Origin of the sequence: Amycolatopsis sp. FDAARGOS 1241 (genome assembly GCF_016889705.1) — a bacterium.
Lineage (GTDB): Bacteria > Actinomycetota > Actinomycetes > Mycobacteriales > Pseudonocardiaceae > Amycolatopsis.
Map to the genome: position 1 here is coordinate 4,146,391 of NZ_CP069526.1, position 19,207 is coordinate 4,165,597.

Here is a 19,207-nt window from a genome sequence, read left to right on the forward strand (position 1 = left end):
CATGGCGAAAGACTCCGCGGTGGAGGTCGCGGTCGGGGACCGGATGGTGCGGATCTCGAACCCGGACCGGGTGTACTTCCCGGCCCGGGGCGAGACGAAGCTCGACCTCGTCAACTACTACCTGTCCGTGGGCGAGGGCATCGTGCGTGCCCTGCGAGAGCGCCCGTGCATGCTGCACCGGTTCCCGTCGGGCGTCGCGGGGGAGAAGGTGCACCAGAAGCGCGTACCGCACGGCGCCCCGCCGTGGCTGGAAACGGTCCGCGTGCACTTCCCGCGTTACGGGCGCTACGCCGACGAGCTGTGCGTGACCGAGGCGGCGCACGTCGCGTGGGCGGTGCAGATGTCCACTGTGGAGTTCCACCCGTGGAACTCCCGTCGCGCCGACACGGAGAAACCCGACGAGTGGCGCATCGACCTGGACCCGATGCCCGACTGCCCGTTCGACACGGTCCGCCGGATCGCCCACGTCGCCCACGAGGTGCTGGACGAACTCGGCGCGATCGGCTGGCCGAAAACGTCGGGCGGCCGCGGCCTGCACGTCTACGTGCGCATCGAACCGCGTTGGGGCTTCGCCGAGGTCCGCCGCGCCGCGCTGGCCTTCGCGCGGGAGGTCGAGCGGCGCGCGCCCGAGTACGTGACGACCACGTGGTGGCGCAAGGATCGCGACCCCCGCAAGCTCTTCGTGGACTACAACCAGAACGCCCGCGACCACACGATCGCCAGCGCCTACTCCGTCCGCGGGGTCCCGGAGGGCACCGTGTCGACCCCGATCCGCTGGGACGAGGTGGACGACGTCGAGCCACGCGAGTGCACCATCGCGACGGTGCCCGCCCGTTTCGCCCGGCTGGGCGACCTGCACGCGGGCATCGACGACACGGCCTTCTCCCTGGAGCCGCTGCTGGAGTGGGCCGACCGCGACGGGCTCGACGCGGAGGACTCGTGAGCCACCCGGTGTTCGACGTGCGCGGCCGCGTCGCGCTCATTACGGGGTCCAGCCGCGGCATCGGGCTGGCGCTCGCGCGCGGGCCGCCGAAGCCGGGTGCACGGTCGTGCTCAACGGCCGCGACGCGACCGCGCTGGAGCGGACCCGCGCCGCGCTCGCCGAGGGCACCGGCGCGAAAGTGCCGGCCTGCCCGTTCGACGCGACCGATCCGGCGGCGGTGGCCGAAGGAGTCGCGGCGGCCGAGGAGCCGCCGGTCCGCTCGACGTCCTCGTCAACAACACCGGGATGCAGCGCCGCGGACCCTTGACCGAGTTCCCGGACGCGGACTGGGACCGGCTGCTCGCCACCAACCTCACGAGCGCGTTCCTCGTCGGACGGGAGGTCGCGCGGCGCATGACCCCGCGGGGCCGCGGCAAGATCGTGAACGTCTGCTCGCTGCAGAGCGAGGTCGTGCGTCCGGGCATCGCGCCCTACGCGGCCACCACGGGCGGGCTGAAGATGCTGACCAAGGGCATGTGCGCCGACCTCGGCCCGCCGGGCATCCAGGTCAACGGGCTCGGCCCTGGCTACTTCCGCACCGAGCTGACGGCCGCGCTGGCCGCCGACGAGGAGTTCAGCGCGTGGGTGCGGAAGCGGACGCCGGCGGGACGCTGGGGTGAGGCCAGCGACCTCGTCGGGCCGTTGCTGTTCCTGTGCTCACCGGCCTCGGAGTTCGTGTCGGGGCAGATCCTCTACGCCGACGGCGGGATGCTGTCCGTCCTCTGAGGACCGAACGGGTGGAGCGGCGCCGGGACGCCGGGGATGGTGGCGCACGTCCCGGCACCGGGTCAGAGGCGCTCGATGATCGTCGCGTTGGCGAGCCCGCCGGCTTCGCACATCGTCTGCAGGCCGTAGCGGCCGCCGGTCTGCTCGAGCACGGACAGGAGCGTCGTCATCAGGCGGGAGCCGCTGGCGCCGAGCGGGTGGCCGATCGCGATGGCGCCGCCGTTGACGTTGACCTTGGCCAGGTCCGCGCCGAGTTCGGCCTGCCACGCCAGCACGACGCTGGCGAAGGCTTCGTTGACCTCGAACGCGTCGATGTCCTCGAGCTTCAGCCCGGCACGGTCGAGCACCTTGCGCGTCGCCGGGATGACGCCGGTCAGCATGTACAGCGGGTCGTCGCCGACCACGGAGAACGAGTGCAGGCGGGCTCGCGGCTTGAGGCCCAGCTTCGCCGCGGTTTCGCTGCTGGTGATGAGCACGGCGGACGCGCCGTCGTTGATCGGTGAGGAATTGCCTGCCGTCACGCGCCAGTCGAGCTGGGGGAAGCGCTGCTCCCACAGGTCCGCCTTGAACGCCGGCTTGAGACCCGCGAGGACTTCGGGCGTGGTGCCGGGCCGCACGGATTCGTCCGTGGTCACGTCGACGAGCGCGCCGTCGGGGCCCGGCGCCTTGAGCGGCACGACCTCGCCGGCGAACTTCCCGTCGGCCCACGCCTGCGCGGCGCGGTGGTGGCTCTCGGCCGAATACGCGTCGAGCTGCTCACGCGAGAAACCCCACTCGGCCGCGATGAGCTCGGCGCTGATCCCCTGTGGCACGAGCCCTTCGGGGTAGCGCGCGGCGACGCCGGCGCCGAACGGATCCTTGCCCGCGACCTGGCTGCCCATCAGCACCCGGCCCATGGACTCGATGCCGGAAGCGACTACCACGTCGTAGGCGCCGCTCAGCACACCCTGCGCGGCGAAGTGGATGGCCTGCTGGCTGCTGCCGCACTGGCGATCGACGGTCACGGCGGGCACCGACTCCGGCAGGCCCGCGGCGAGCGCGGCCCAGCGCGCGGTGTTCATGCTCTGCTCGCCGATCTGGCCGACCGCGCCGCTGATCACGTCGTCGATCACCGCCGGGTCGAGGCCCGTGCGCTCGACGAGCGACCGGATCGCGTGCGCGTGCAGGTCGACCGGGTGCACCCCGGCCAGCCGCCCGGTGGGCTTGCCCTTGCCGATCGGGGTCCGTACCGCGTCGACGATGACTGCGTCCCTCATGACCTGCCTCCTCGCATAGCCGGTCTCCCCGTTGTACGCCGGGTAAGTTGGACAACACAACTGAGTTGGCCTGTGGTGTCGATCAGCTCACACGCCGGTGGTGACGTGCTAGGTTGGAAATTCCTAGCGGCGGAGGTGAGTCGGATGGCAGCGCGAGGCCGGGAGTGCTCGATCGCGGACGCGCTCGAGGTGGTGGGCGAGCGGTGGAGCCTGCTCGCGCTCCGGGAGATCCTGCTGGGAGAGCGGCGGTTCAACCAGATCGCCGACAACACCGGAGCCAGCCGCGACATCCTCGCCGCACGGCTGCGCAAGCTCGTGGACGCCGGGGTGCTCGAAAAGCGCCGGTACGAGGACCACCCGCCGCGCTTCGAGTACTTGCCCACGGAGTCGGCGCGCGCCCTGCAGCCGGTGCTGCTCGGCTTGATGCAGTGGGGTGACCGATACGTGCATCAAGGACCGCCGCCGACGGTCTACGAGCACGCGTGCGGCGAACAGCTGCAGGTGAAGAGCGTGTGCGCCCACTGTGGCGAACCGGTGAACGCAGCCGGTACCCGCCCGCTGCGCGTCGGTGCCGTGCGCTGATCCGGTGCGTCCGGGCGCTTTCGGGCCCGGCGTCCGCGTGCCAGGATGGCCGCGGAAAACCGTCCGGACGGGCGGTGGTGCCGGGAAGGGGCGGCGTGCCGGAACGGATCCTGGTGACCGGCGGGACCGGTCAGCTCGGCAGCGTGGTCGTGGACCAGCTCGTGGCGGCGGGGGAGCGGGTGCGCGCGCTGAGCCGGAAGCGGCGCAGTGGCCGGGGCGCGCAGTGGGCGGTCGGCGACCTGCGGACCGGCCGCGGCATCAACACCGCGCTGGCCGGCTGCGACGTCGTCCTGCACTGCGCCGCCGACTACCGGCGTGAGGCCGACGCCATTCGGACGCTCGTGGAAGCCGCGCGCTGGACCGGAAATCCGCCACACCTGGTGTACGTCTCGATCGTCGGCGTCGACCGCGTGCCGCTCGGCTACTACCGGGCGAAGCTCGCCGCCGAGGACCTGATCGTGAACTCGGGGCTGCCGCACACGATCCAGCGCGCGACGCAGTTCCACTCGCTCGTGCGCGCGGTGTTCGCGGCCGCCGGGCGGCTGCCGGTGGTGCCGGTGCCCCGGTGGCGGTTCCAGCCGGTGGACGTGCGCGACCTCGCGGGCCGGCTGGCCGAGCTGGCCAAGGCCGAGCCCGTGGGTCGCGCGCCGGACTTCGGCGGCCCGGAGGTGCTGCCTGCGGCGGACCTGGCGAAGGCCGTGCTGGCGGCGGCCGGGCGGAGGAAACGCGTGCTGCCGGTGTCGCTGCCCGGTTCCCTCTACCGCGCGTATGCCGACGGCGGCAACCTCGCACCCGAGCACGCCGACGGTGTCCTCACCTTCGCCCGCTACCTCGCCGAGCGGCCCGATCCGGGTGCGCTGCGGTATCACTGACCTCACTGACCCCGCGGTGTCACCAGGAGTTTGAGCACGTCGGCGAAGAGTGTGTCCGGCACGGCGGAGGCTTCGATACCGCGCTCGACCGCGAGCCCGTTCGACAGCGCCAGCACCACCACCGCGAGCTGCTCCGGTGGCAGCGGCAGCTCGACACCGTGCCGGCGCGCCGCCCGCACGATCGCGGCGGTGATCGCGTCGCGCAGCTGGGCCCGGCGCAGGGCCAGTCCCTTGTGGATGGCCGGGTTGCGCATCGCGATGCCCCAGTACTCCAGCAGGAGCTGGTGCCACGTCGCGTCGGTGCCGATGCCCGCGGCCAGCCGCGCGCCGGCTTCCGCGGTGGCCTCGCCGAGATCGCTCAAGTTGTCGAACACCGTGGTGGCCACGCGCATCCGCTCGACGAGGTGCTCCTCCATGATCGTGAGCACGAGGTCGTCGCGCCCCTGGAAGTTCGAGTAGACCGCGCCCTTCGTGAGCCCTGCCGCCGCGGCGATGTCGTTGAGCGACGTGGCCGCGATGCCCTGGCGGGCGAACACCTCCGCGGCAGCGTCGATGATCTTGCGCCGCGTCTCGGCGCGACTCGGGCGGCGCGGGGTCCGGGAGGGAGCCATGGCCGGAGACTACAGCTCCCTCACCTGGATCTTTCCTCCGTCGCGACGCGGCCGGAGGAGCTGGAAGCCCGGTGCGCCGGACCCCGTCGCGGGCCTGCCCCCGGCCCTGACTGGCGCGCCTGGTCAGACCGGGCCGAGTCCGTGGCCGAGCGCGGCGAGGGCGCCAAGGGTGGGAAAAATTCCGAAAAATATTGACCAGCTTCGGCCAGACATCCTATCTTTGGCGAGCTTCACAGCCGGTTTCCGCCTTCGACGCCGAAGGGAATCGCCATGTCGGACTTCTCCGCCCCGCCCTCTCGTCGGACCTTTCTCAAGCTCGGTGGCGCGGTCGGCGCCGGCTTCGCGCTGAACGGGCTTCGCCCGTTCACAGCGCAGGCGGAGCCCGCGAGACCGCCGGTCGCCGACCTCGTCCCCGACACCGCCGCGACCACCCTGTGGTACCCCGCGCCCGCGGCCGAGGACCACGTCATCGAGCAGGCCCTGCCGATCGGCAATGGTCGGATCGGTGGCCTCGTCGGCGGCGACCCCGCGGCCGACTACCTCTACTTCACCGACTCCTCGCTGTGGAGCGGGGGGCTCAACGACCAGCTGCAGTCCGACGGGCAGCTGCCCTACGGCCGCGACGACTTCGGCAGCTTCGGCCTGCTGGCCAAGGTGCGGCTCAAGCTGCCCGCCCACACCGGCGTCCGGGACTACCGCCGTACCCTCGACCTCAGCAACGGCCTGGTCACCGCGACCTACGGCCTCCGCGGCGCGAAGTACCGCCGCGAGGTCTACACGAGCCACCCCGACGACGTCGTCGTGATCCACTTGACGCAGCAGGGCGGCGGGTCCTACACGGGCTCCGTGACGCTCGAAGGCACCCGCGGCGAGCAGCCGACGGCCGGTGCCGGTGTCGTTTCGCTCGGCGGCACCTTCGCCAACAGCCTGAAGTACAGCACCGCGGTCACCGCCGCGGGCGAGGGCGGGCAGGTCGCGGTGTCGGGTACCGAGGTGACCTTCACCGGCTGCAGTGAAGTGGTGATCGTCGTGTGCGGCGGCACCAGCTACGTGCCCGACGCCGCCCGCAAGTACCTCGACGCCGCCGCGGATCCCGCCGCCGTGGCCGCCGGGAAGGTGACGGCCGCAGCGGCCGTGTCCGCCACCGCGCTGCTGGCCACGCACGTGAAGGACTACCGCGGCCTCTACGACCGGATGAGCGTGAACCTGGGCAGCTCGCCCAAGAACCGGAGCGGGCTCGACTCCTGGTCGCGCCTCGCCGTGCGCTACACCGACCCCGGCACGCCGGATCCCGAACTCGAGGCGAGCTACCTGCAGTTCGGGCGCTACCTGACGATCACCGGCTCGCGCGACGGCCTGCCGATCAGCCTCCAGGGCCTGTGGCTGAGCAACAACTCACCCGACTGGTACAGCGACTACCACACCGACATCAACCTCGAGATGAACTACTGGCTCGCCGACCGCGCGGGCCTCAAGGAGTGCTTCGACGCGCTGGTGGACTACTGCCTCGCGCAGCTGCCCGCGTGGAGCGACACGACGCAGCGGCTGTTCAACGATCCCCGCAACCGGTTCCGCAACTCGACCGGCAAGATCGCCGGCTGGGCGATCGCGTTCTCCACCAACATCTACGGCGGCTCCGGCTGGGCGTGGCACCCGGCGGGCAACGCGTGGCTGTGCAACAACCTCTGGAACCACTACGAGTACACCCGGGACGCGGCGTACCTCGCCAAGGTCTACCCCGTGCTGAAGGGTGCGACCGAGTTCTGGGCGGCGCGGCTCATCACCCGGACCATCGACGGCGAGGACTACCTGGTCAGCGACACCGACTGGTCGCCGGAGCATGGCCCGGACGCGGTGGGCAACAGCTACTCGCAGGAACTCGTCCACGACCTGTTCGGCCACTTCACGCAGGCCACCGAGATCCTCGGCCGCGACACCGCGTACGGCAAGACGATCACCGGCATGCGCGACCGGCTCCACCTGCCGACCGTGAGCCCGGTGACCGGCTGGCTGCAGGAGTGGCTTTCGCCGGAGAACCTGGGTGAGACGACCCACCGGCACCTTTCGCCGCTCGTCGGGTTCTTCCCCGGTGACCGGATCACCACCGACACCGCGCCCGCGGACCTGATCGAGGGAGTGCGCAAACTGCTGATCGCCCGCGGCATGGACACCTTCGGCTGGGGCTGTGCCTGGCGGTCGGCGTGCTGGGCCCGCCTGAAGGACGCCGACCGCGCCTACCAGTTGTTCCTCACGGTGCTGCGGCCGTCGGTCAACAACGGCAACGGCACGGCGGCGAACTTCTTCGACATGTACAGCCAGGGCAGCTACACGATCTTCCAGATCGACGCCAACCTCGGCGCGCCGGCGGCGATGCTCGAGATGCTGCTCTACTCGCGGCCGGGGGTGATCGAATTCCTGCCCGCGCTGCCCAAGGCGTGGGCCGACACGGGGCGGGTGACGGGGATCGGCGCGCGCGGCGGGTTCGAAGTGGACCTCGAATGGCGGCACGGGAAGGTCACCAAGGCCGTGGTCCGCAGCGTGGGCGGCACCGAGACCGAACTACGGGCCGGCAGCTGGCGCAAGACGATCCGGCTGCGCCCGAACGAGTCGGTGACCGTCACGCCGCACTGACCACGTCCGGTGCCGGGAGGCCCCCGCCCCTCCCGGCACCGGAAGCACTCCACGCCACCTCGGCGCTTCGGCCTCGAACAGTGTAGCGTTCAACTATACGGCGTCGCACTGACTGCCGGAGTGGACCGGGAGGCGGCATGAACATCGCGTTGTGGATCGCTGCGGGCATCGCGGCCGCGATCTACCTGGCTGCGGGCGGCATGAAGCTGGCCACACCGAAGGAGAAACTGCTGGAGAACCCCACCATGGGCTGGGTGGCGGACTTCTCCGGCGGCATGGTCAAGTTCATCGGCCTGGTCGAGGTGCTGGGCGCGATCGGCTTGATCCTCCCGCAGGCACTCGGCATCGCCCCCGTGCTCACGCCGCTGGCCGCCGTCGGCTTCGTGATCATCGCGCTCGGCGCGATCGTGGTGCACGGCCGGCGTAAGGAGCCCAGGGGCATCCCGATGAACGTGCTGCTGCTGGTGCTTTCGGCCTTCGTCGCGATCGGCCGGTTCGCGGGCTGATCCGGGCTCACCCTCGCGTCGGTCATGGCCGACGCCGGCTGCGGCCCCTGACCTAGGCTGGGTGCCAGGCGAGGGGACGGGAGGCCGCGGTGGACGTCGACCTGCGGAAGGTTCGCTACTTCGTCGCCGTGGCCGAGGAACTGCATTTCGGCCGCGCGGCGGAGCGGCTGCACATCGCACAACCCGTGCTCTCGCGCCAGGTCCGGGCGCTGGAGGAACAGTTGCACGCGCAGCTGTTCGTCCGCGACCGCCGCTCGACCGAGCTGACGGCGGCGGGCCGTCAGCTGCTGGAGGACAGCCGGACCATCCTCGCTGCGGCCGAGGCCCTGCGCCGGCGGGTCGCCCTGGCCGCCCGGGGAACCTCGACGTTCACCATCGGCTTCATGCCGGGCCTCACGGTGACCGAGCCCGTGCGGGCGCTGACCGCGCGCCACCCCGAGCTGTCCGTGGAGCTGGTGCGGACGACGTGGGACGACCAGGTCGAGGTGCTGCACGACGGACGGGCCGACGTGAGCCTCGTCCGGCTCCCGGTACCGCCGCGCGGGCTCACCGTCCGGCCGATGTTCGGCGAACCGCGGGTGGCAATCCTGCCGGTGACACACCGGCTGGCGGGCAAGGAATCCGTCGAGGTGGCCGACCTCGCCGAGGAACACCTGCTCAACGACCCGGACGCGGTGCCGGAGTGGCGCGCCGTCGCGACCGAGCTGCGCGCCGGTGGTGCCGCGCGGCCGCGCGGATTCCGCAGCGTCGAGGAGAAGCTCGAGCACGTGGCCGCGGGCCTCGGCATCGTGATCGTGCCACTGTCCACTTCGGAGTACTACACGCGCGGCGACGTGACCCACGTGCCGGTGTCCGACCTGCCGCCCAGCCGGTTGGCCGTGGCTTGGGTCGCCTCGCGCCGCTCGCGGCTGATCTACGAGTTCGCGGAGCTCGTCACAGCGTGACTGCACTGCGCGCCGTTGTGTGGTAACCCAGGACCATGAACGCGCTGGGCTCGTACGTGGAGTCATGGTCCCCCGAACCGCTCACCGACAGCGACGCGCTGGAGGCCGGACCGGCCGCCGCGCTGTCGGCGGCGCTGGACCTGCCGCGGCCGGCGGCGGTCGCGGGGGAGCCGCTGCCGCCGCTGTGGCACTGGCTGTACTTCCTCGAGTGGCCGCGGCACTCGGAGATCGGGGCCGACGGCCACCCGGCCGGCGGCCACTTCCTGCCTCCGCTGCCCGACCGGCGGCGGATGTTCGCGGGCGGCCGGCTCGAGGTGCGCTCACCGCTCGTGCTGGGCAAGCCGGCGGAGCGCGTGCGCTCGCTCGGCGAGGTCACGGTGAAACACGGCCGCACGGGGGAGATGCTGTTCGTGACCGTCCGCACCGAGATCGGCCAGAACGGCGAGGTGCGGGTCGTGGAGGAGCAGGACATCGTCTACCGCTCGGGTGAGGACTCCGGTCGAACGGCGCTCGCCGGGATCGACCTGACGGGTTCACCGTCGTCGGCCGCCGAATGGCAACGGGCGTGGACGCCGGATCCCGTGCTGCTGTTCCGGTTCAGCGCGCTCACCGCCAACGCGCACCGCATCCACTACGACCAGCCCTACGTGACCGGCGTCGAAGGCTACCCGGGCCTGGTCGTCCACGGGCCGCTGCTCGTGCTGGCGCTGCTGGAGCTGGCCCGCACCCGCGCGCCGGAACGCGCGATCTCGTCGCTGTCGTACCGGTTGCGCCGCCCGGTGTTCGTCGGTGAGCACCTGCTCGCGACCGGTGTCCCCGGCGACGGGGGAGCGGCGCTGCAGGTGGACGCGGCCCGTGCCGAGGCGGTCGCGACCGCGGATGTCGTGTTCGGCTGAGGTCAGGCGAGGCGCGCTTCGCCGGACGTCAACGGCGGGTCCGCTTCGACGCCGTGCAGCACGTGCGCCAGGACCTCCGCACCCCGCACGACCCGCGGGCCGGGGCGGTTGAAGTAGGCCGGCCCGTCGAGCAACCACACCGCGCCGGCACGCACGGCCGGCAGGTCCACCCAGCCGGGAAGCGCTGTGAGCACGCCGAACTCGGCCGCAGTGCGGTCGGGGCTGAAGCCGCACGGCAGAACGAGCAGCACGTCGGGCCGCGCGGCTCGCACGGTCTCCCACGGGATCGGGCGCGTGTGCTCGCCCGGGTCCGCCAACAGGGGATCCCCGCCCGCCGCGGTGATCTGCTCCGGCACCCAGTGCCCGGCCGGCCACAACGGATCCAGCCATTCCAGCGCCACCACTCGCGGCCGCGGCCTCCCCGCCACCCGCGCGCGCACGGCGTCCAGCCGCGCGGTGAGCGCCCGGACCCGGTCCACGGCGAGCTCCGGCACGCCGAGGGCGTCACCGAGAATCGTGACGCAGCCGAGCACGTCGGTGAGCCGGCGCGGCTCGAGGCTCAGCACCTTCGTCCCGGTGTCCAGCAGCCGCACGGCCTCGGCCACCCGCGTGTAGGACACGGCGCAGACCTCGCACAGGTCCTGCGTCAGCACGAGGTCCGGCGCCAGCTCCGCCAGGCGTGCGGTGTCCACGGAATACAGCGACGAACCGCTGTGCGCCGAACCGCCGACGGCGGAGGAGATCTCGCGGCTCGTGAGCACCGCGTCGTCCACCTCGGCCGCGGTCACGACCGGCACCGCCTCGACACCCGGCGGCCAATCGCACTCGTGAGTCCGCCCGACCAGATCACCGAGCCGCCCCAGCTCTGCGACCAGGTCGGTCGCGGCAGGCAGCAACGACACGATTCGCATGCCCCCGAACCTAGCCTGCCCAGCCGGGCGACGCGCTGCGGAAAACTGTATAACGACCTATACGCCCGGGCGATGGCGCCCGCCGCATTTGCCAGCTGCAAAAAAACTACCGCAAAGACGCATCCGGCGCCCGCATCAGCTCACCGGTCCGGCCGCCGCCGGGCGGGGCTTGGGGATAACGCTTGAGGACGTCGACGAGTACGGGGCCGGCGAGGCCGCGGGCCTGCTCCAGGTGCGCGGATCCGACCTGGGGGTCGCCACCGGCCGAGACCTCGAACGCGTGCGCCGCCGCGGCGGCTGGGTCCAGGATGTGCTTGACCTGGGTCGCGTTCTCCGGCGGGTGCAGGAACGCGGCACCGGCCGCGCTGCCGGCGGCGCACGGCTACACCTGCCGCCGCGTGACCCGCGTCCCGGGTTTCCCGGGCCGCGCGGTCCGCCGTCCACGCGCTGTCGCGCAACGCCTTCGTCCGCTCGCCGCCGCTCGCGAAGCCCTCGGCGGCCTCGAGCGCGGCACGCGGGCGGGGAACGCCTGAGTGCGTGCGTTCGAAGATCGCCAGCGCCGGCAGCGCGCACGCCACGGCGTAGGCGGTCACCACGCGCAGCTCGGCCTGGTCCAGTGCGATCGCGGGGGAGTCGTCGGCCATCGCGCCATCCTGCCGCGCCCGGCTGGGCGACGCCGTGGAATTCCACTGTGGACCGGAGATCGACTCCGGTCAGGCGCACTCGTGCAGGGCCGCCAGCAGCGTGGCGGCGCGGGAATCGACGTCCTCGGCCTGCAGTTCGTTGGTGGCGAAGGAGAACGCAACGCCGCGGGTGGGCCAGGCGCCGTGGCGGCCCCCGCCGGCACCGGAGTGGCCGAACGCGGCGGGGTCGGCGGCCGCGGGCCCGTAGGTGCCGATCGGGTCGGCCAGCTCGTAGCCGAGGCCGAAGCGCAAGGGCCGGTCGTTGATCGCGTCGATGCCCTCGGACCAGGTGCGAGTGGCCTGTGCAAGCACTGCGGAGGGCACGAGCGAGCCGGACAGCAGCAGGTCGTACAGCCGCGCCATGCTCGTGGCGGTGCCCACGCCGCTGCCGGCGGCGAGTTCGGCGCCACGATACTCGGGGGAGTTCATGGTGTCGGTGGAGTCGAGCACCCCGCGGTACATCCGCTCGGCGATCCGCCGGCGTTCCTCGTCCTGCAGGAACGTGCTGATGCGGTAGCCGGGCGCGCGCAGCAGCGTCGCGACCGGCACCGACGCCGGGGTGCCGAGCCGCAGGTCCAGCCCGTACGGGGCGGCCAGCAGCTCGTGGACCAGTTCGCCGACGCGCTGCCCCGTGACGCGTCGGATGAGTTCCGTGGCCAGGTAGCCGTAGGTCAGCGCGTGGTAGGCGACGCGCGTGCCCGGCGTCCACAACGGACGCTGTTCGGCGAGCGCGGCCGCGTTGGCGGCGTTGTCGGCCGTCGGCAGGTCGGGTTCGACGTAGGGCAGCCCGACGGTGTGCGCCAGCACCTGCGAGACGGGCACTTCGCCCTTGCCGGCGGCCGCGAATTCCGGCCAGTAGCGGGCGACGCGTTCGCGTGGCCCGATCACCCCACGGGCGGTGAGGATCGCCATCAGCGTGGCGACGACACCCTTGGTGCCGCTGAACAGCACCACCCGCGTCTCGGGTGTCCATGGGACCCCGGGCGACGCGGCGCCGGCGCACAGCTCGACGACCGGTTCGCCCCGGCGGAAGACGCTGAACGCGACGCCGCCGGAGGTCTGGGCTGCGACCTGGGCGAACGCTTCGCGCACGGCGTCGAACCCGGGCCGGACAGCACCGTGGCCCGTCATAACCGCGGTGTGGTGGCCAGCAGTTCGCCGGTGTAGGCGTGGGCGGGCGCGGTCAGCACGGATTCGACCGTACCCTCTTCCACGATCTCCCCGCCGCGCAGAACGGCGATCCGGTCGGCCACCTCGGGCGCGAGCGCGATGTCGTGCGTCACGAACAGCACGGCCATCCCCAGCTCACGGCGAAGTTCCCCGAGCAGCTCCACGATGGTCGCCTGCACCGACACGTCGAGCGCCGAGGTCACCTCGTCGCACACGAGCACGTCGGGGGTCGTGACCAGGGCGCGGGCGATCGCCGCGCGCTGGCGTTCGCCGCCGCTGAGCTGGTCGGGCAGCCGGTTCGCCAGCGACCGGCCGAGGCAGACGCGATCGAGCACCTCCGCGACGCGTTCGCGCCGGCGGGCCCGCGGCAGGTCGGTGAGCCGCACCAGCGGCATCTCGATCGACCGGGCGGTGGTGCGGCGCGGGTTGAGGGAGGAGAACGGGCTCTGGAAGACGTACTGGATCCGGCGGCGCTCGTCGTCGCTGCGGGCGCGGGTGGCGGCCGCGAGCGGGGTGCCGGCCAGCGCCCCGGTGCCGGTGAACCGGTGGGTCAGGCCCGCGATGCACTGCGACAGGGTTGTCTTGCCCGAGCCCGATTCGCCCAGCAGCATCACGCATTCGCCGCGGTGCACCTGCACGTTCACGCCGCGCAGCACGTGCTGCCGGCCGTAGGCGACACGGATCCCACGGGCGGCCGGCACGGCGTCCGAGGCCGGCGGAGCGGTGGCGGGATCGGCGCCCAGATCGGGCACGGCGTCGACGAGTTCGCGCGTGTAAGCGTGCCCCGGCCGCTTGAGGACATCGTCGGCCGGGCCGGTTTCGACGACTGCTCCCTGGTACATCACCGCGACGCGATCGGCCAGCTGCGCCACCACCGCGAGGTCGTGGTGATGTAGAGCGCGGCCACGCCGTGCTCGGCCGTCAGCCGCCGGACGGTCTCCAGCTCCAGCGCCTGCGTCATCACGTCGAGCCCGGTGGTCGGCTCGTCGAGCACCACCACGCTCGGCCGGCACGCGAACGCCATCGCGATCCCGACGCGCTGCTGCTGCCCGCCCGAGAGCTGGTGCGGGTAACGCCGGCGGTAGGCCCGGTCGGCGGGCAATCCGACCTCCGTGAGCACCTCCGCCACGCGCTCCTCGACCGAGCCGGCGTAGCCGTGGGTCTCGAGGACCTCGGCGATCTGCAGGCGGATGCGCAGCGCGGGGTTGAGCGACAGCGCCGGGTCCTGCGGCACGTAGGACACCGTGGCGCCCCGCAGTTTCCGGCGCTGCGCCGGGCCGAGGGCGAGGACGTCGACGGGGTCGCCCACCCGCGGGTGCAACGTCACGCGCCCGCCGTCTTCGGCGAGCCCGCGGCCGAAGTGGCCGAGCGCGGCGAGCCCCGCCGTGGTCTTGCCCGAGCCGGATTCGCCGACGAGCGCGAGCACCTCGCCCGGCGCGATGCCGTAAGAGATCCCGCGCAGCACCGGCCGGCCCGCGGCGGTGGTGACCCGCAGGCCGGACACCTCCGGGGCGAGTGGCGCACCGTCGATGGCGCTGTCCACTGTGGTCACGACTGCACCCCCGCGGTCTCCCGGGTGTGCCCGGCCGCGGCCGAGGCGAGCGAGTCGGCCACGAGGTTCGTGCCGACGGCGAGCAGTGCGATCGCGATGACCGGCAGCAGTACGCCCCACGGCTGCACGACCAGCGCGATCCGGTTCTCGTTGATCATCAGGCCCCAGTCGGCCGCCGGTGGCTGGATGCCGAGGCCGAGGAACGACAGCGACGCGATGTAGCCGATCGAGTAGGTCAGCCGCAGTCCGAGCTCGACCATGAGCCGCCCGGTGATGTTCGGCAGGATCTCCCGCAGCAGGACCCGGCTGCGCGGCACCGCGTACATCTCGGCGGCCTTGATGTAGTCCTCGCCGCGCACCGCGACTGTCGCTTGGCGCGCGACGCGGGCGGTGCGCGGGGCGTGGGTCAGGCCGATGACGAGCACGAGCAGCCAGCCCTGGGGCCCGATCACGGCGATGGCGAGCAGCGCGATCACCAGTTGCGGGAACGACAGCAGCACGTCGTTGCCGCGCATCAGCAGGCTGTCGAGCCGGCCGCCGCCGTAGTCGGCGACCATGCCGAGCAGCGCGCCGAGCACGATGCCGGGTGCGGTCGCGAGCACCGCGTAGAGCAGCAGCGTGGTGCCGCCAGCGAGGAAGCGGGTGAGCACGTCGCGGCCCAGCCCGTCGGTGCCGGCGAGTCCGTCCGGTTTGTACGGCTTGCCCGCGAAGTCCGTGGTGCTGTAGCCGGTGAGCACCGGTCCGAGCCACGGGCCGAGCAGGGCCTCGTCGCGGCGGCCCGGTCGGTGCGGCGGCCGCGACGGCGGAACCGCCGCACGCGGCGAGCAGGGGAGCGGCGCCCAGCAACGCGGTGCCGCCGAGCGCCGCGGCGAGGAACCGGCGGCGGGCAGGGAGTTCGGCTCACATCGTTCTTCCATGGGTGACTTTCGGGTGGGTGGTGGCGCGGTGGGGTCCGGCAGGTCAGGAGATGGCACGCCCGGCGTGTTCGGGCAGCGGTGCGAGGTACGTGCGCAACTGCTGCGCGACAGCCTCGGGCAGCGGCGAGGATCTGCCGCCGGCCACGTGCAGGCACACCAGCTCCTCCGTCGCCACGACCTCGCCGCCGACCTGGAGCTCGTGCCACAGCCGCACCGTTTTAGCCGCGACGGCGAGAACGGCGGTCCGCACGGTCAGCTCCGCGTCGGGCGGGACTTCCCGCAGGTACCGGACGTGAGCTTCCACTGTGTACAGCGACGCGCCCGTGGCCGCGCGGTAGGCGGTGTCCAGACCGACCGCGTCCATCAGCGCGGTGGTCGCGTCGCCGAAGACGAGCACGTAGTACGGCTCGGAGAGGTGGCCGTTGTAGTCGATCCACTCGGGACGGACGCGGTCGCGGTGGGTCAGCGGTTCACCCACGGCGGGCCTCGCCGACGGCCCGCTGGATCGCGATGATCGCCCGGTCGCGCTCGGCCACGAGGTCGGCGATCGTGCGGGCCCCGGCCTCGTCTTCGCACCCGGCGACGACGGCGTCGCGCAGCAGCCTGGTGAGCTCGGGCGCATCGAGCCGGGTCCACGGCGACTTCAGCGACGGTCCGAAGTGGTCGAGCATGTGCGCCATGCCGCCTTCGCCGCCGGCCAGGTGGAAGGTGAGCATCGGGCCCTGCACCGGCCAGCGCAGCCCGGGCCCGTCGGTGATCGCGGTGTCGATCTGCTCGACCGTCGCCTCCCCTTCGGCCACCATGTGCAGGGCTTCCCGCCACAGCGCCTCCTGCAGCCGGTTGGCGATGAACCCGGGGACCTCCCAGTCCATCGTGATCACCGTCTTGCCGACGTGCCGGTAGAACGCGCTCGTCCACTTCACGGCCCAGGGCGCGGTCAGCTCGCCGCCCACCACCTCCACCAGCGGGATCAGGTACGGCGGGTTGAACGGGTGCCCGACCACCAGCCGCTCCGGGCTCTTCGCGGCCCTCTGCATCTCGGTCATGCCGTAGCCCGACGTGGGCGAGGCGATCACCACGCCGGCGGGGTGACCGAGTCGATGCCGGCGAGCAGTTCCTGCTTGAGGGTCAGGTCTTCGGGGGCACTTTCCTGCACGAACCCGGCACCCTCGACCGCTTCGGCGAGCGTGCCGGTCACCGTCAGTGCGTCGCGGGTCGCACCGGCGGCGAGCCCGAGCGTGGTGAGCGTGGGCCAGGCGGCGTCGATTAGCCGGCCCAGCCGCTTGGCCGCGTCCGGCGCGGGGTCCCAGGCGCGGACTCGGTAGCCGCGGGCGAGGAAGTGCGCGACCCAGCCGCCCCCGATCACCCCGGCCCCGACGCACGCGACAGTGTCCACTTCGGCCACGGTGGAGACCTCAGGCACGGACCCGCTCCTTCAAGCCGAGGATCTCCCGCGCCCGGTCGGGCGGCGCGACGGTGGCGCCGAGGTCTCCGACGATCCGGACCGCGCGTTCGACGAGCTGCCCGTTGGTCGCCTTGACCCCGCGCGCCAGGTAGAGGTTGTCCTCCAGGCCCACCCGCACGTGCCCGCCCAGCAGCACCGACTGCGCGACCCACGGCATCTGGTCGCGCCCGATCGCGAACGACGCCCACTGCGCGCCCGCGGGCAGCAGCCGCACCATCGCCTGCAGCAGCCCCGGGTCGGCGGGAGCGCCGTACGGGATGCCCATGCACAGCTGAAACAGCGGCGGCGCATCGATCAGCCCTTCCTCGACCATCTTCGACGCGAACCACAGGTGCCCGGTGTCGAAGATCTCCAGCTCCGGCTTCACCCCGCAGCTCCTGGATGCGCTTCGCGCCGGTGCGCAGCATGTCCGGAGTGGACACGTACAGCCGGCTGCCCTCGCCGAAGTTCAGCGAGCCGCAGTCGAGCGTGCAGATGTCGGGCAGCAGCTCCTCGACGTGCGGCAGCCGATCCATCGCGTAGACCAGGTCGGTGCCGTCGACCGGCTTGAGCGGATCCTCCTCGTCGAGCACGAGGTCGCCGCCCCCATCCCGGCCGTGAGGTTGACCACCACGTCCACTCCGGACTCCCGGATCAGCCGCACCGCCTCGCGGTACAGCGCGACTTCGCGGGCCGGGGCGCCGGTTTCGGGCTTCCGGACGTGGATGTGGACGACGGCGGCGCCCGCGTTGGCGGCTTCGATCGCGCCGGCGGCGATCTGCGCCGGCGTGACCGGCACGTGGGGGCTGCGGCCGACGGTGCCGCCCGCGCCGGTGAGGGCGCAGGTGACGATGACCTCGTGGTTCATCAGGCTCCCTTGACGATCGACCTCTCGATGAAGTCGTGCAGGTGCGCGCGCATCGTGGCCCCACTGCTGCCCGGCTTGCGGGTCAGCACCTGGATGCCGAGCCCGTCGATCAGCGCCGTGAGCTGTTCGGTGGCGGCCTCGGGATCGGCCACGCGGAACACCCTCTGCTCCTGGCCGGTGCGGATGGTCATGAGGATCGTCCGGTGCCGGCGGTCGTAGGAATCGGTGTAGAGCGACCGCAGTTCCGGAGCGAGGGCGACCTCGTTCCACACCTGGAGCCAGACCGACCACTCGGCGCGGAGCACGCCGTCGGCCGGCAGTTGCAGCTCGACCAGCTTCAGCAGCCGGTCGTGGGCGTCGGCGACGGCGTGCAGCTCGGCGACCTGCCGGTCGAACGCGAGCTTCACGTTGCGCCGCAACGCTTCGTGCAGCACTTCGGTCTTGCTGGGGAAGTGGTAGTGGATGGTGGCGGTGCTGGTCCCGCACGCCTTCGCGATGTCGGCGATGCGCACGTGGTGGTACCCGCGCTCGGCGATGAGCTCCCAAGCCGTCTCGAGGATCCGCCGCCGCGGTTCGGACTGCGTGTGGTGCTCGGGATCGCTCGCCGGGCGCGCGGCGAGCGCCGGGACCGCCGTCACGGTCTTCGCGTCGTCGCTGCCGTTGAGCAGCCAGTTGACCGTGACGCCGCAGTACTCGGCGACCCGGACGAGTTCGTGCGGTGAGAACCGGCGGGTGCCGGTCAGCGCCTTGGACAGTTTCGTCTCGTCGAGCCCGATGGCCGCGGCCAATTCCCGCTGGGCTCCCGGCATGGACCGGATGAGTTCCCGGACTCTGCTTCGCAGCTCCTCGGACTCATCCATGCCGCAAGACCGTAACCCGGCGTTGCGATTATCGCAATACTCCGGGCACTCGCGGCGTAACACTCGTAAAATTCTAGTGGTATGGAACGGAATTGCGATCGTCACCTGACTGTCGGGTCAGTCGAGGACGCTCGGTTTGACCGCGGGCAGCCCTGCGGCTACCGTCGGCGACCGTGACCGCCGCACTGCCCCGGGCCGTCCGCACCGAGGTGGTCGACGGCGTCCTCGTCGCGACCGTGGATCGCCCCGTCGGCAACCCGATCGACTCCCAGGTGAGCTTCGAGCTCTACGCCGCGTGGGCCCGGCTGCGCGACGATCCGGCCGTGCACGCGGGGATTGTCACCGGCGCCGGCCGCGAGTACTTCTCCGCCGGGTGGGATCTCGCGCCGGGCACCGGTGGTTTCGCCGGGGTGGCCGACTTCTTCCGCCTCCCCAAGCCCATGATCGCCGCCGTCAACGGCCTCGCCCGCGGCGGCGGGTTCGAACTGGCCCTGATGACCGACCTCATCGTCGCCGCGGAGCACGCGGAATTCGCGCTGCCCGACCACCGCGGTGCGGTCCCGTTGCCGGATCGACTGTCCGAAGAGGCCGTTCACGCCTTGTGCCGCAGCGGGCGGCTGTCCGCCGCCGGGGCCGCGCGGTGCGGTGTGGTGCACCGGGTCGTCCCGGCGGGTACCGAACTGGCCGTCGCGCTCGACCTCGCTCGTTCGCTCGGCGGCACGCCCGGCGCGGCCGCGGCCGTGAAGGAGATCGGCCTCGGCGCGCACCGGGCCGGCGACGAATTCGCCTGAGCGGA

Annotated in this window: 20 protein-coding genes and 2 pseudogenes; 10 read left to right on the forward strand and 12 right to left on the reverse strand. The window is 72.2% G+C overall.

Going from position 1 to position 19,207, the window contains the following annotated elements:
- Position 1 precedes the first annotated feature (1 nt).
- The 3 genes from ligD to I6J71_RS48485 all read left to right on the forward strand — a co-directional run bounded on the left by ligD (position 2) and on the right by I6J71_RS48485 (position 1,708).
- Positions 2–943, forward strand: a complete 942-nt coding sequence (gene ligD, locus I6J71_RS20385; protein WP_204096156.1) for a non-homologous end-joining DNA ligase — start codon at positions 2–4, stop codon at positions 941–943.
- Between the two features lie 106 nt (positions 944–1,049).
- Positions 1,050–1,250, forward strand: a complete 201-nt coding sequence (locus I6J71_RS48480) for a hypothetical protein (protein WP_239155091.1) — start codon at positions 1,050–1,052, stop codon at positions 1,248–1,250.
- Positions 1,247–1,708, forward strand: a complete 462-nt coding sequence (locus tag I6J71_RS48485; RefSeq protein WP_239155092.1) for an SDR family oxidoreductase — start codon at positions 1,247–1,249, stop codon at positions 1,706–1,708. The genes I6J71_RS48480 and I6J71_RS48485 overlap by 4 nt, the downstream gene beginning before the upstream one ends.
- 62 nt (positions 1,709–1,770) lie before the next feature.
- Here I6J71_RS48485 and I6J71_RS20395 read toward each other — a convergent pair whose 3' ends face one another.
- Complete coding sequence (locus I6J71_RS20395; protein ID WP_204096157.1) at positions 1,771–2,964, reverse strand: thiolase family protein; 1,194 nt, start codon at positions 2,962–2,964, stop codon at positions 1,771–1,773.
- Between the two features lie 144 nt (positions 2,965–3,108).
- Between I6J71_RS20395 and I6J71_RS20400 the strand changes: the two genes are divergently transcribed.
- A complete protein-coding gene (locus I6J71_RS20400) occupies positions 3,109–3,546 on the forward strand; it encodes a helix-turn-helix domain-containing protein (protein ID WP_204096158.1) in 438 nt (145 codons plus the stop codon).
- Between the two features lie 95 nt (positions 3,547–3,641).
- A complete protein-coding gene (locus tag I6J71_RS20405; RefSeq protein ID WP_204096159.1) occupies positions 3,642–4,418 on the forward strand; it encodes an SDR family oxidoreductase in 777 nt (258 codons plus the stop codon).
- A 2-nt stretch (positions 4,419–4,420) separates the two neighbouring features.
- Here I6J71_RS20405 and I6J71_RS20410 read toward each other — a convergent pair whose 3' ends face one another.
- Positions 4,421–5,029: a TetR/AcrR family transcriptional regulator gene (locus I6J71_RS20410; protein WP_204096160.1), complete on the reverse strand. Its 609-nt coding sequence runs from the start codon at positions 5,027–5,029 to the stop codon at positions 4,421–4,423.
- Positions 5,030–5,299: 270 nt separating this feature from the next.
- On the opposite strand from I6J71_RS20410, the gene I6J71_RS20415 reads away from it, so the two are divergent.
- From I6J71_RS20415 to I6J71_RS20430, 4 genes are all read left to right on the forward strand, one after another.
- Positions 5,300–7,660, forward strand: coding sequence for a glycoside hydrolase N-terminal domain-containing protein (locus tag I6J71_RS20415; protein ID WP_204096161.1), 2,361 nt, complete (start codon positions 5,300–5,302; stop codon positions 7,658–7,660).
- 137 nt (positions 7,661–7,797) lie between these two features.
- Entirely contained in the window at positions 7,798–8,166 is a 369-nt protein-coding gene (locus I6J71_RS20420) for a DoxX family protein (protein WP_204096162.1), read from the forward strand.
- A gap of 89 nt (positions 8,167–8,255) precedes the next feature.
- Positions 8,256–9,110: a LysR family transcriptional regulator gene (locus I6J71_RS20425; RefSeq protein ID WP_204096163.1), complete on the forward strand. Its 855-nt coding sequence runs from the start codon at positions 8,256–8,258 to the stop codon at positions 9,108–9,110.
- Positions 9,111–9,145: 35 nt separating this feature from the next.
- A complete protein-coding gene (locus I6J71_RS20430; RefSeq protein WP_204096164.1) occupies positions 9,146–10,006 on the forward strand; it encodes a hypothetical protein in 861 nt (286 codons plus the stop codon).
- Positions 10,007–10,008: 2 nt separating this feature from the next.
- Here I6J71_RS20430 and I6J71_RS20435 read toward each other — a convergent pair whose 3' ends face one another.
- From I6J71_RS20435 to I6J71_RS20475, 10 genes and pseudogenes are all read right to left on the reverse strand, one after another.
- Positions 10,009–10,917 (reverse strand): cobalamin-binding protein, encoded by a 909-nt coding sequence (locus I6J71_RS20435; protein ID WP_204096165.1) that lies wholly within the window; start codon positions 10,915–10,917, stop codon positions 10,009–10,011.
- Between the two features lie 140 nt (positions 10,918–11,057).
- Positions 11,058–11,561 carry a putative immunity protein gene (locus I6J71_RS48490; RefSeq protein WP_370542168.1) on the reverse strand — a complete coding sequence of 168 codons (504 nt, stop codon included), beginning with the start codon at positions 11,559–11,561 and terminating at the stop codon, positions 11,058–11,060.
- Between the two features lie 69 nt (positions 11,562–11,630).
- Complete coding sequence (locus I6J71_RS20445) at positions 11,631–12,731, reverse strand: serine hydrolase (protein ID WP_204096167.1); 1,101 nt, start codon at positions 12,729–12,731, stop codon at positions 11,631–11,633.
- Positions 12,728–14,301, reverse strand: a pseudogene (locus I6J71_RS20450) (ABC transporter ATP-binding protein). The gene I6J71_RS20445 and the pseudogene I6J71_RS20450 overlap by 4 nt, the downstream one beginning before the upstream one ends.
- Before the next feature lie 17 nt (positions 14,302–14,318).
- Positions 14,319–15,239: an ABC transporter permease gene (locus I6J71_RS20455; protein ID WP_239155094.1), complete on the reverse strand. Its 921-nt coding sequence runs from the start codon at positions 15,237–15,239 to the stop codon at positions 14,319–14,321.
- 43 nt (positions 15,240–15,282) lie between these two features.
- Positions 15,283–15,717 (reverse strand): thioesterase family protein, encoded by a 435-nt coding sequence (locus I6J71_RS20460; protein WP_239155096.1) that lies wholly within the window; start codon positions 15,715–15,717, stop codon positions 15,283–15,285.
- Positions 15,710–16,662 (reverse strand): annotated as a pseudogene (locus I6J71_RS48495) (3-hydroxyacyl-CoA dehydrogenase NAD-binding domain-containing protein). The gene I6J71_RS20460 and the pseudogene I6J71_RS48495 overlap by 8 nt, the downstream one beginning before the upstream one ends.
- Entirely contained in the window at positions 16,655–17,071 is a 417-nt protein-coding gene (locus I6J71_RS50870; protein ID WP_370542169.1) for a 3-keto-5-aminohexanoate cleavage protein, read from the reverse strand. Before I6J71_RS50870 ends, I6J71_RS48495 begins: the two are co-directional and overlap by 8 nt.
- A gap of 81 nt (positions 17,072–17,152) precedes the next feature.
- Positions 17,153–17,551: a 3-keto-5-aminohexanoate cleavage protein gene (locus I6J71_RS50875; RefSeq protein ID WP_370542170.1), complete on the reverse strand. Its 399-nt coding sequence runs from the start codon at positions 17,549–17,551 to the stop codon at positions 17,153–17,155.
- Positions 17,551–18,411 (reverse strand): TetR/AcrR family transcriptional regulator, encoded by an 861-nt coding sequence (locus I6J71_RS20475; protein ID WP_204096170.1) that lies wholly within the window; start codon positions 18,409–18,411, stop codon positions 17,551–17,553. The genes I6J71_RS50875 and I6J71_RS20475 overlap by 1 nt, the downstream gene beginning before the upstream one ends.
- A gap of 173 nt (positions 18,412–18,584) precedes the next feature.
- Between I6J71_RS20475 and I6J71_RS20480 the strand changes: the two genes are divergently transcribed.
- Complete coding sequence (locus I6J71_RS20480) at positions 18,585–19,202, forward strand: enoyl-CoA hydratase-related protein (RefSeq protein ID WP_204096171.1); 618 nt, start codon at positions 18,585–18,587, stop codon at positions 19,200–19,202.
- The last annotated feature ends 5 nt before the right edge of the window (positions 19,203–19,207 follow it).

Coding starts and splice junctions, on each gene's coding strand:
- I6J71_RS20400 (WP_204096158.1), top strand. CDS start 3,109: ATGGCAGCGCGAGGCCGGGAGTGCTCGATCGCGGACGCGCTCGAGGTG.
- I6J71_RS50875 (WP_370542170.1), bottom strand. CDS start 17,551: ATGAACCACGAGGTCATCGTCACCTGCGCCCTCACCGGCGCGGGCGGC.
- ligD (WP_204096156.1), top strand. CDS start 2: ATGGCGAAAGACTCCGCGGTGGAGGTCGCGGTCGGGGACCGGATGGTG.
- I6J71_RS20445 (WP_204096167.1), bottom strand. CDS start 12,731: ATGACGGGCCACGGTGCTGTCCGGCCCGGGTTCGACGCCGTGCGCGAA.
- I6J71_RS20410 (WP_204096160.1), bottom strand. CDS start 5,029: ATGGCTCCCTCCCGGACCCCGCGCCGCCCGAGTCGCGCCGAGACGCGG.
- I6J71_RS20430 (WP_204096164.1), top strand. CDS start 9,146: ATGAACGCGCTGGGCTCGTACGTGGAGTCATGGTCCCCCGAACCGCTC.
- I6J71_RS48490 (WP_370542168.1), bottom strand. CDS start 11,561: ATGGCCGACGACTCCCCCGCGATCGCACTGGACCAGGCCGAGCTGCGC.
- I6J71_RS20415 (WP_204096161.1), top strand. CDS start 5,300: ATGTCGGACTTCTCCGCCCCGCCCTCTCGTCGGACCTTTCTCAAGCTC.
- I6J71_RS20455 (WP_239155094.1), bottom strand. CDS start 15,239: ATGGAAGAACGATGTGAGCCGAACTCCCTGCCCGCCGCCGGTTCCTCG.
- I6J71_RS20475 (WP_204096170.1), bottom strand. CDS start 18,411: ATGGATGAGTCCGAGGAGCTGCGAAGCAGAGTCCGGGAACTCATCCGG.
- I6J71_RS20435 (WP_204096165.1), bottom strand. CDS start 10,917: ATGCGAATCGTGTCGTTGCTGCCTGCCGCGACCGACCTGGTCGCAGAG.
- I6J71_RS20395 (WP_204096157.1), bottom strand. CDS start 2,964: ATGAGGGACGCAGTCATCGTCGACGCGGTACGGACCCCGATCGGCAAG.
- I6J71_RS20420 (WP_204096162.1), top strand. CDS start 7,798: ATGAACATCGCGTTGTGGATCGCTGCGGGCATCGCGGCCGCGATCTAC.